This window comes from Janthinobacterium sp. GW821-FHT03C08 (assembly GCF_059420905.1).
In genome coordinates this window covers 24,603-34,449 of record NZ_JBWKUP010000029.1, presented here as the reverse complement: position 1 = coordinate 34,449, position 9,847 = coordinate 24,603, and the positions used below count along the sequence as shown (strand labels likewise).

Genomic DNA, 9,847 nt, shown 5'->3' with positions numbered 1-9,847 from the left:
GGCGCGTCGGGCTCCTGCGCCGCCGCGCCCTGGCTGGCCGCCGCCACCTGGCGCAGCGAGGCGAGGCTGGCGCCCAGGCGCACGCCGCCGCGCGCCAGCTTGCGCCAGAAGGCCGGCTGCAGCAGGCGCGGCAAATAATAGTGGCGCAGGGTGGCGCGCGCCAGGCCCGCCTCGCTGCGCACCCAGGGGTTGAGCAGGACCAGGGCCTGGATGCGCGCATCGCGCGGCGCATGGCAGGCGGCGGCCGTGGCACCGTCGCACAAGCCCCACAGCACCACTTCGCGCAGGGACGGCACGGTGGCGAAGAATTGCGCCAGCGCGCCGGCGATGTCGGGACCGGCGGCGCGGTAATCGCGCGCGCTGCCCTCGCTGTCGCCCATGCCGCGCAGGTCGAAGCGCAGCACGGGCAGGCCGCGCGCGGCCAGGGCGGCGGCCAGCAGGGTGAACTGGCGGTGGCTGCCCACGCGGTACTGCGGCCCGCCCGTGACGACGAGGACGCCGCGCGGACCGGGCGCCTCGGGCAGGCTGAGGATGCCCACCATGCGCGCCTGCGCGTCGGCGTCGCCATCCCCGGCCGCGCTGCGAAAGCGCAGCGCCAGCTGGCGCACGGCCTGCGCCTGCCCGCCGTCGCGCTTCATGGCGCGCTCCCGTCGTCGTCCAGCCAGTCGCGGCACAGCTGGCGCGTGGCGTCGAGCAGCTGCGGGCAGGCCAGCAACTCGCCGCTGTGCCAGAAGGGGCCGTCGCCGAAGGTGGCCATGTGCACGGCGGCGCCCTGGCTGCGCCACTGCTGCGCCAGCTGGCGCGGCGGCGCGGCGCAGGCCTGCTGCGGCGCGCGGTAATCGAGCCAGTACACGGGCACGGCGGGCAGCAGCGCGCCGGCATGGACGTCGTCGATGGCGTGCGCCAGGGCGCTGGCCAGCAGGTAGCCCGCCACTTCGACGGGCCGGCCGTTGGCCAGTTCGGCGCGCGCCTGGCCGGGCGCGTCCGGCGCGCCACCATCGAGCAGGCGCGCCGCCAGGCGCAGGCGCAGGAAGCGGTCGATGCAGCGCCGCCCGTCCAGCTCGGGCTGCCACAGCAGCAGGCGCGCCAGCGGCAGCTGGGCGCGGCTGGCGAAATCGAGGGCCAGCAGGGCGCCCAGGCGCAAGCCCCACAGGGTCAGCGGGCCGTCGACGCGCTGCGCCAGCCAGGCGCAGGCCAGGTGCAGGTCGTTGTGCCAGATGGGCCAGCGGGCGTCGCCGAAGTCGCCGCTGCTGTCGCCGCAGCCATACAGGTCGATCTGCAGCACGCTGTAGCCGGCGGCGGCAAAGGCGCGCGCCTGCGCGGCGGCCACGTGGCGGCTCTTGTTCAGTTCTTCGGCCAGCGGGTGCAGGTAGACGATGCCGCCGCGCGCGTTGCGGCCCGGCGGCGGCAGGTGCAGCAGGCAGTAGCGCTGGCCGCCGCTGGCCGGCAGGAAGAAGGGCAGCAGGGGCAACGTGTCGGTGGCGGCGCGGTTCATGGCCGCAGCTTTGCAAAGACGAAGTCGTGCAGGGTGCCCACCGTGCTGAAATGGCGGGCGTGGATGTCCTCGTCGGCAACGATGATGCCGAAGTGCTCTTCCAGCGCGGCGATCACGCCGATCACGGCCATCGAATCGAGCTCCGGCACGCTGCCCAGCAGCGGCGTGTGGGCTTCCAGCGCCCGCCCGTTCAGGCCCAGCGTGGTGTCGAGGATGTGCTTTACTGCTTCAAGATGCGGCATGTCAGCTCCAGGGAAGGGTAGTGCGGCAGGGAAGACGTGTCGAAGGCCAGGCAGGGCGCGTCGCCGGGATGGCGCGACAGGTGCAGATAGGGCGGCAGGCTGGCGGCCATCCATTGCCAGCGCCCGCAGCGGAGAAAGGTGGCCGTGCCCAGCCCGTGGGTGCCCAGGCGCGCATGGGCCGCCAGCGAGGCCGGGTTGAAGCGCGAGATGCGGCTGCACGACCAGCGCACGCCCTGCGCGTGCAGCACAGCATTGGCTTCCTCCCACAGGCGGGCGAAGACGAGGCCGCCGCGCTGCCCCGGGGCCACCCAGACGTCCAGGTCCCACGACGACTGCTCTGACGCCAGCGCATAGCGGGCGCGCACCTCGTCCTCCTGGCAACCGTGGCGCAGCAGCCACAGCCAGCCGGCCATCTGCGCGGGCGCCTGCGCGTGGCGCGCCACCAGGCATTGCGCGCCCTGGCCGTAGCGCGCGCGCAGCACGCCGGGGCGGCGCATGGGGCCGGGCGGCAGGTCCGCCTCCGCCAGGCACGGCGTGACGGTGATGTTGCGCCCGCGCCCACGGCACAGCGAGCCGGGCGCCACGGCCTGCGCCACGAACTGGTAGCGGTACAGGGCACAGCGCTGGCCCGGCACGCGCGCCAGCAGGCGCGCCATGGCCAGCCACGCGCTGTCGCGCCAGCCCAGCTGGCGGAGGCTGGCGGCGATGCGCTGCAGCAGGGGAAAATGCGCGGACAGGGCCATGGCGGTCACGGATGGGGCGGCTATGCAGCCAACGCTGTCCATTAGAACGCAGCGGCCGGCGCCGGTCTTGCGCCGCCTCAAGTGTTGCTGCAACTGTCTTGCCGCACCGCTTGCTTGATAAAAATCAAGACAGCTGTGTCCGTTTGTCTGAATCATGGGGGATGCATGGCAATCATGACAACGCGGGGGCGACACGATGGCAACACTGATACACGAACTGATCTTCGACGCGGCACGCCGCACGCCCGAGGCGCCGGCCCTGTCCTGGCAGGGCGAGGCGCTGGCGTATGGCGCGCTGGCGCAGTCCGTGCGCGACTGCGCCTGGGCCCTGCTGGCCCTCGGCTTGCGGCGCGGCGCGCGCGTGGCCGTCTACCTGGAAAAGCGTCCGGAAAACGTCAGCGCCATGTTCGGCGCGGCGGCGGCCGGCGGCGTCTTCGTGCCCGTCAATCCCCTGCTCAAGCCGGAGCAGGTGGCCTATATCCTGGCCGACTGCAACGTCGCCATCCTCGTCACGTCGCGCGAGCGGCTGGCGCAGCTCGGTCCGGCGCTGGCCGCCTGCCCGGACCTGCAGACGGTGCTGCTGACGGGCGAACCGGCGCCGGAGGGCCGCCTGGGCGCCGCGCGGCTGTTGTCGTGGAACGCCGCGCTGGCCGGCGCCGCCCTGCGCCCGCCCGCGCCGCACCGGGTGATCGACACGGACATGGCCGCCATCCTGTACACCTCGGGCAGCACGGGCAGCCCGAAAGGCGTCATCCTGTCGCACCGGAACATGCTGGCGGGCGCGCTCAGCGTGTCCGGCTACCTGGGCAACACGCCGCAGGACCGCATCCTGTGCGTGCTGCCGCTCAGTTTTGACTACGGCCTGAGCCAGCTGACGACGGCCTTCGCCAGCGGCGCCTGCGCCGTGCTGATGAATTATCTGCTGCTGCGCGATATCGTCGAGGCCGTGGAGCAGGAAGCCATCACGGGCCTGGCCGCCGTGCCGCCCCTGTGGGTGCAGCTGTCGCAGCTGAGCTGGCCCTTGTCCACGCCCTTGCGCTACATCACCAATTCGGGCGGCGTGATGCAGCGCAGCACGCTGGACAAGCTGCGCCTGGCCCTGCCGCGCGCGCAGGTCTTTCTCATGTACGGACTGACGGAAGCGTTCCGCTCCACCTACCTGCCGCCGGAGCAGCTGGAGCGGCGTCCCGATTCCATCGGGCAAGCGATCCCCAACGCGGAAGTGCTGGTGCTGCGCCCCGACGGCAGCGTCTGCGACGCCGACGAGCCGGGCGAACTGGTGCACCGGGGCGCGCTGGTGGCGCTGGGCTACTGGAACGATGCGGCGCGCACGGCCGAGCGCTTCAAGCCCCTGCCGCCCCAGGCGGGCGGGCTGGTGCTGCCGGAACTGGCCGTCTGGTCCGGCGACACGGTGCGCCGCGACGGGGAAGGCTACCTGTATTTCGTCGGCCGCAGCGACGACATGATCAAGACGTCGGGCTACCGGGTCAGCCCGGCCGAGGTGGAGGAAGTGGCGTATGCGAGCGGCCTGGTGGGCGAAGCGGCCGCGCTGGGCATGCCCCACGCCGTGCTGGGCCAGGCCATCGCCTTGCTCGTCACGCCCGCGCCGGGCGTGGAATTGCTGCGCGATGCCGTGCTGGCCGCCTGCCGCGCGCGCCTGCCCGCCTACATGGTGCCCCTGTGGATCGATATCCGCGCCGAATCCTTGCCGCGCAATCCGAACGGCAAGATCGACCGCGCGCTGCTGGCGCGGGAACTGGCGCAAGCCCATGCGGTCCAACCAGGAGGCGCGGCATGAACGGCCCCGGTCTGCAAGACACGGCCATGCCCATGCATGCGGCCATGCACGAGTTTGCCGTGGCGGGCGACATGCTGCAGCTGGGCGGCCTGCCGCTGTCCCGCCTGGCCCAGCGCGTGGGCAGCACGCCGTTCTACGCGTATGAACGCAGCCACATCGTGCGCCGCGTGGCGCAGCTGCGTGCCGCCTTGCCGGCCGGCGTGCACCTGCATTACGCCATGAAGGCCAATCCCATGCCGGCCGTGGTGCAGCTGCTGGCGGGCCTGGCCGATGGCATCGACGTGGCCTCGGGCGGCGAACTGGCGACGGCGCTCGACACGCCCCTGCCGGCGCAATGCATCAGTTTTGCGGGGCCGGGCAAGCGCGAGGGGGAGCTGGCGCGGGCCGTGGCGGCGGGCGTGCTGGTCAATGTGGAATCGCTGGCCCAGCTGGAAAAGACGGCGCTGGCCAGCGAACGGCTGGGCGTGGCGGCCCGCGTGGCCGTGCGCGTGAATCCCGACTTTGCCCTGCGCCGGGCAGGCATGCGCATGGGCGGCGGCGCACAGCCGTTCGGCGTCGATGCGGCGCAGGTGCCGGCCCTGCTGGCCCGCATCGGCGAACTGGGCCTCGACTTTCACGGCTTCCACCTGTTTGCGGGCGCGCAAAACCTGTGCGCCACGGCCCTGGCGGAAGCCCAGGCCCACAGCGTGCGGCTGGCCTTGCAGCTGGCTGGCAGCGCGCCCGGTCCCTTGCGCACGCTCAATATCGGCGGCGGCTTCGGCGTGCCGTACTTCCCCGGCGACCGGCCGCTCGACCTGGCGCCCGTGGCCGAGGGCTTGCAGGCGCAGCTTGATCTGCTCGACAGCGCCGCCCCCGGCGTGCGCCTGAACCTGGAACTGGGCCGCTACCTCGTGGCCGAGGCGGGGATTTATGTGTGCAAGGTGCTTGAACGCAAGCTGTCGCATGGCCAGGTATTCCTCGTCACGGACGGCGGGCTGCACCACCATTTGGCGGCCTCGGGCAATTTCGGCCAGCTGATCCGCAAGAATTATCCTGTCGCCATCGGCAACCGCCTGCACGGGGGCGAGCGGGAAGTGGCTTCCGTCGTGGGGCCCCTGTGCACGCCGCTCGACCTGCTGGCCGACCAGATGGAGCTGGCGCGGGCCGGGGAAGGCGACCTGGTGGTGGTGTTCCAGTCGGGCGCCTATGGCTTGACGGCCAGCCCGACGGCGTTTCTCGGCCATCCGCTGCCGGCCGAGGTGCTCGTATGAGCGGCCTGTGCGGCTGGCTGCTGGCCGGCACGGGCACGGCCGGCGGCCTTGCGCCGGACGGCGCCGCCGTCGCGCCCCTGGCGTGCGGCGCGGAAGTGCCTGCCGCGCCGGGCGTGCCTGGCCTCATTCCCGCGACCATATCCGGCATCCCCGGCAACATCGCCGCTCCGGCGCCGGGCAGCGTTTCCGGCCAGGACGGCGCCGGCGCCCGGCCCGCCGGCGGCCCCGAGGCGCTGCTGGCGCGCATGGCGGCGCCGCTGTCGCGCCATGATGGCGCGCCCCTGTCCGCCTGCGTGGGCGAGGTGGGCGGCGTGGCCGTGGCCGCCATCGACGGCAGCCGCCACCTGTACCAGCAGGACGGCTTGCAGGTGGCGCTCTGGGGCCGGCCGGAACTGGACGGCTCGCCCGACGACGTGGCGCGCCGCCTCGCGTCCCTGTGGCTGAGCCGGGGCGTGGCCGCCTGCGCCTGCCTGTCCGGGCCGTTCTGCCTGGCCATCCTCGATGCCTTTTCCGGCTCGGCCCTGCTGGCCGTGGACCGGGCCGGCATCCACCCGCTCAGCTATGCGAGCCTGTCGCAGGGCCTCGTCTTCGCTTCGTCGGCGGACGCCTTGCTGGCCCATCCCGGCGTGCGCGGCGCGCTCGACCCGCAGGCCCTGTATCACTACCTGTTCTTCCACATGGTGCCCGGCCCGGGCACGGCCTACGTGGGCCAGCAGCGCCTGCTGCCCGGCGAATACCTGCACGTGCGGGGCGGCAGGCAGTGCAAGGGCAGCTACTGGCAGCTGGCCTTCCAGGAGCACGCGTATGCGCGCACGCCGGCCAGCTTTGCCGCCAACCGGCAGGAATTCCTGCGCCTGCTGCGGCAATGCGTGGAAAACAGCCTGGGCGCGGATGCCGCCGCCACGGGCGCTTTTCTCAGCGGCGGCACGGACAGTTCCACCCTGGCCGCCATCCTGGGCCAGGTGACGGGCCGCGCCGCGCGCACGTATTCCATCGGCTTCGACGCGCCCGGCTACGACGAGATGGCGTATGCGCGCCTGGCCGCCAGCCATGCGGGCAGCATCCACCACGAACGCTACGTGACGCCGGCCGACGTGCTGGCCGCCATCCCCGCCATGGCGGCCGTCTTCGACCAGCCGTTCGGCAATGCCTCGGCCATCCCCGCCTTCTGCTGCGCGCAGATGGCGCGCGAGGACGGTGTGATCCGCCTGCTGGGCGGCGACGGGGGCGACGAATTGTTTGGCGGCAATGAACGCTATGCCCACCAGGCCCTGCTGTCGCGCTATGAGCGGCTGCCCGCCATGCTGCGCCAGCTCCTCATCGAGCCGCTGCTGTTCCGCGAACGGGGTGGCAAGCCGTGGCGCCTGGCGGAAAAGGCGCGCCGCTACATCGAGCAGGCCAGCCTGACGCTGCCGGCCCGCCTGGACAGCTACAACCTGCTGCTGCGCCATGGCTGCCGCACGGTGCTGGAGGCGGGCTTCATCGAATCCGTCGATCCCGGCATGGCGCCCGGCTGCGTGAACGGCGCGTACTGGCAGCGCCAGGGGCAGGGGTTGAGCCAGATCAATGAGCTGCTGGCGCTGGACATGCGCTTTACCCTGGCCGACAACGACCTGGTGAAGGTGCGCAAGGCGTGCGAGCTGGCCGGCGTGGAGGCCGCGTTTCCCTTCCTGCACGACGCGATGGTGGCGTTCGCGGCGCGCCTGGCGCCGCGCGACAAGCTCGACGGTACGCGGCTGCGGCCCTTCTTCAAGCGGGCGCTGGCGGACATCCTGCCGCCGGCCATCGTGCGCAAGAAAAAGCACGGCTTCGGCCTGCCGTTCGGCCAGTGGCTGCACAGCCACGCGGCCCTGCGCGACTTTGCCTTCGACAACCTGACGCAGCTGCGCGGACGGGGCATCGTGCGGCCCGCCTTCATCGACGACCTGCAGGGACGGCTGCTGGCGGAGCACCCGGCCTATCACGGCACCATGGTGTGGCTGCTGATGATGCTGGAACAGTGGCTCAGCTGCCATCCTGCGGCGCTGGGGGCGCTTGCAGGCGGTTTTGCCGCATGCGCCACAGAAACGCCAGCCGTCCTCGATCCCACGGCGTAAAGCGTGGCAGCTGCAGCAGGTCGGTACCGTCGCCCGGACGCGCCACGCCCCGGTCCGTGGTGACGGCCGCCGTGAAGCCCAGGCTCCTGACGATGTCCACGTGGGCGGCGCCATAGTCGCGCCCGGCCTTGCCGTTCGGATAGGCGAACAGCGGCACGGGGGCCTGCAGCACCTCTTCCAGCTGGCGCTTGCCATTGGCGATGTCGCGCCGCGCCGCCGTCGCCGACAGGGTCGACAGGATCGGGTGGCTGGCCGTGTGCGCGCCCAGCCCCATGCCCGCCGCCTGCAGCTCCCGCAGCTGGGCGCTGCTCAGCATGGGCGAGGCGTGCCGGCGGGGACCGGCCAGCCGGCCGATGTGCAGGGCCAGGCGCTGGCGCTGGGCGAACGGCAGGTACTTGAGCTGTCCCAGCAGGGTGGCGATGGCGGCGCGGCGCTGCGCCAGGCTGGCGACGGGCAGGCAGCCCAGGCCGTGCGCCCGCAAGTCCAGCTGCGCGCCGGGCGCATGGCGCACGCCTTCGATGACGCTGTCGTTCCACATCTGGCCGCCGTCCAGGTAGCCCGTGGCGATAAAGAAGGTGGCGTGCAGGGCGTGCCGCCGCAGCAGCGGCAGGGCCACCTGCGCATTGTCTGCATAGCCGTCGTCGAAGGTGATGGCGACGGCGCGCGGCGGCAGGCTGCCGTCGCGCAGGCGCTGCACGGCCTCGGCCAGCGGCAGCGGCGCATGGAAGCGGCGCAGCAGGCGCAGCTGGCGCTCGAACAGGCGCGCATCGACTTCGCCGGGAAACAGGGGGTCGGGCCGGGCCAGCACGCGGTGGTAGATGAGGATGGACAGGCTGGCCGGCGTCATGGCTGCTCCGCGACGGCCTTGGCGCCCTTGCCGCGCGCCCGGGCATGCCGGGGCAGGGCTTGCCGCAACTGCCGCTCGACGACGATGCGCGTGGCGATCAGGGCCGCCATCAGGTAGTAGGGCATGTCGAAATACAGCAGGCTGAGGAAGGCGCCGCCCACGGCAAAGCCGATCAGGCTGGCCTGGCTCATGGTGGCCAGGCCGTGCGCCCAGCGCAGCTCGGCCTGGCCCCGCGTGCGGCGGATGATGACGCTGGCCGTATGCCAGGTGGCCATGCCCAGCGCCAGGTAGAGGAACAGGCCGACGAAGCCGTGCTCGCCCAGCACCTGGAAATAGATGCTGTGCGCCGCGTGCACGTCCATGGGATTGGGCGCGTAGCGGGCAAAGATGCTGGCGTCGGACACGTCGAAGCCGCCGCCGAGGAAGCGGTCGCGCGCCAGGTTCCACGCCATGCGCCACGCATTCAGGCGGCCCATTGCGGAACTGTCTTCCTCGTAGGTGTTGATGGTGTCCATGCGTTCGGTCCAGCGCTCGGGCATGAAGGCGAGCAGCAGCGGCGTGACGGCCGCCAGCAGCGCGCCCAGCATCAGCTTGCGGTCGCTCTTGAGCCACATGAACAGCACCATGGCGGCGATGGCCAGCAGCGCGCCGCGCGAATACGAGCCCAGGGCGGCCAGCGCCGACAGCAGCATCGCCACCGACAGGCCATGGCGGTGCCAGCGCCGGTCGCTGTTCTGCTGCAGGTAATACATGAGGGGAATGGTGATGATGAGGGCCAGGGCCAGCGAATTGTTGTCGCCGATGAAAGTGTCTTCCGGCCCCCAGACCCGCTCCGTGCCGCCGCTGCGGATGGTAAAGATGCCGCCTTTCACGCCGTAGTAGCCGATCGAGCCGACCAGTACCCACACCAGGCGCACGATGTCGCGCCGCGTGCGTATCACCATCATCACGACAAAGGTCATCAGCATGATCTTCATGACCTTGTTCCATTGTTCCCACGACGATGCGGGCAGCAGGGCGAACGGCGCCGTCACGTTCATCCACGCGACGAACAGCAGCAGCAGCACGCTGACGGGGGTGAGCGGCAGGCTTTTCGGCTCGCGCGTCATGACGAGGCCCAGCACGGTGGCGACGGCGATGATGAAGGCGAACGGCATGTGGGTGGCGAAGCCCCAGCCCTGCGTGTGCGGATTCATGACGCTGACCCAGACCCACATCAGGCCGCCGATGGACGGCGCCTTCAGGATGAAGGGCAGGGAGCCCAGGATGATGACGGTAACGAGTATGTCGCGCATGAAAGGGGACGCTCCAGGTGGTAGCGGACGGGACCGGGCCTTGATGCCGCTCAACGGGCTGGCGGGCAGGCTCAGTACACT

9 protein-coding genes are annotated in these 9,847 nt (G+C 71.7%); 3 read left to right on the top strand and 6 right to left on the bottom strand.

What is annotated here, in order from left to right; all coding sequences use genetic code 11:
• The 4 genes from AC07VL_RS27120 to AC07VL_RS27105 all read right to left on the bottom strand — a co-directional run.
• Nucleotides 1-638, bottom strand: a 638-nt coding sequence (locus AC07VL_RS27120) for a hydrolase 1, exosortase A system-associated (RefSeq protein WP_494808612.1), incomplete at its 3' end; no start/stop codon positions are given.
• The gene (locus tag AC07VL_RS27115; protein WP_494808611.1) at nt 635-1,495 is read right to left on the bottom strand and encodes a hydrolase 2, exosortase A system-associated; all 861 of its coding nucleotides are present in this window, start codon (nt 1,493-1,495) and stop codon (nt 635-637) included. The genes AC07VL_RS27115 and AC07VL_RS27120, both read right to left, overlap by 4 nt.
• Entirely contained in the window at nt 1,492-1,737 is a 246-nt protein-coding gene (locus AC07VL_RS27110) for an acyl carrier protein (protein WP_494808610.1), read from the bottom strand. Before AC07VL_RS27110 ends, AC07VL_RS27115 begins: the two co-directional genes overlap by 4 nt.
• On the bottom strand, nt 1,716-2,480 hold the full coding sequence (locus AC07VL_RS27105; RefSeq protein ID WP_494808614.1) for a GNAT family N-acetyltransferase: 765 nt from the start codon (nt 2,478-2,480) through the stop codon (nt 1,716-1,718). Before AC07VL_RS27105 ends, AC07VL_RS27110 begins: the two co-directional genes overlap by 22 nt.
• A gap of 196 nt (nt 2,481-2,676) precedes the next feature.
• Here AC07VL_RS27105 and AC07VL_RS27100 point away from each other — a divergent pair, with 196 nt between their 5' ends.
• From AC07VL_RS27100 to AC07VL_RS27090, 3 genes are read left to right on the top strand one after another with little or no spacing between them, the layout of a single operon-like run.
• Entirely contained in the window at nt 2,677-4,278 is a 1,602-nt protein-coding gene (locus AC07VL_RS27100; protein WP_494808609.1) for an acyl-CoA ligase (AMP-forming), exosortase A system-associated, read from the top strand.
• Nucleotides 4,275-5,528, top strand: a complete 1,254-nt coding sequence (locus AC07VL_RS27095; RefSeq protein WP_494808608.1) for a pyridoxal-dependent decarboxylase, exosortase A system-associated — start codon at nt 4,275-4,277, stop codon at nt 5,526-5,528. Before AC07VL_RS27100 ends, AC07VL_RS27095 begins: the two co-directional genes overlap by 4 nt.
• The gene (locus tag AC07VL_RS27090; RefSeq protein WP_494808607.1) at nt 5,525-7,624 is read left to right on the top strand and encodes an asparagine synthetase B family protein; all 2,100 of its coding nucleotides are present in this window, start codon (nt 5,525-5,527) and stop codon (nt 7,622-7,624) included. The genes AC07VL_RS27095 and AC07VL_RS27090 overlap by 4 nt, the downstream gene beginning before the upstream one ends.
• On the opposite strand, the gene AC07VL_RS27085 is transcribed toward AC07VL_RS27090, so the two are convergent.
• Together AC07VL_RS27085 and AC07VL_RS27080 are read right to left on the bottom strand one after the other, a co-directional pair.
• Nucleotides 7,533-8,471 carry a polysaccharide deacetylase family protein gene (locus AC07VL_RS27085; RefSeq protein WP_494808606.1) on the bottom strand — a complete coding sequence of 313 codons (939 nt, stop codon included), beginning with the start codon at nt 8,469-8,471 and terminating at the stop codon, nt 7,533-7,535. The two genes, AC07VL_RS27090 and AC07VL_RS27085, sit on opposite strands and share 92 nt — an antisense overlap.
• Entirely contained in the window at nt 8,468-9,766 is a 1,299-nt protein-coding gene (locus tag AC07VL_RS27080) for a putative O-glycosylation ligase, exosortase A system-associated (RefSeq protein WP_494808605.1), read from the bottom strand. Before AC07VL_RS27080 ends, AC07VL_RS27085 begins: the two co-directional genes overlap by 4 nt.
• Between the last annotated feature and the right edge of the window lie 81 nt (nt 9,767-9,847).